At 47.4% G+C, this 546-nt stretch carries 1 protein-coding gene; it reads right to left on the bottom strand.

What is annotated here, in order from left to right; genetic code table 11:
- Positions 1 to 546, bottom strand: a 546-nt coding sequence (locus R7Q09_RS27715) for an SEC-C metal-binding domain-containing protein (protein WP_318144156.1), incomplete at both ends; no start/stop codon positions are given.

Below are 546 nucleotides of genomic sequence, written 5' to 3' on the forward strand. Positions count from 1 at the left end.
TGATCTGACCGTGACACTGCTTGTATTTCTTGCCACTACCACATGGACAAGGTTCGTTTCGACCTACTTTACGCTCATCACGAACAACAGGTTGATTTGAGCCCTCAGACTCTTCACCATCAGCCAACTGATTTTCCGCAGCTGCATGCTGAGCCTGCGCACGACGAGCAGCTTCTTCTGCTTGTGCACGACGTTGCTCTTCCATACGCTCAACTTCTTCTTGCTGTTGAACGCGGACACGAGACAGAACAGTAATAACGTCAGTCTTTAGCGCTTCAAGTAAACCTTCAAACAATTCAAACGATTCACGTTTGTACTCTTGTTTCGGGTTCTTTTGTGCGTAGCCACGTAGGTGGATACCTTGACGCAGATGATCCATCGCCGCCAGATGCTCTTTCCAAAGCGTATCGAGTGTTTGAAGCATCACTGATTTTTCGAAGTTACGAAGCACTTGTGCACCCACAACTTCTTCTTTCGCTTTGTATACTTCAACGGCTAGGCTGATAATCTTCTCGCGCAGCGCTTCTTCGTACAGTTTGTCGTCTT

This window comes from Vibrio sp. 2130-1, from assembly GCF_033339515.1.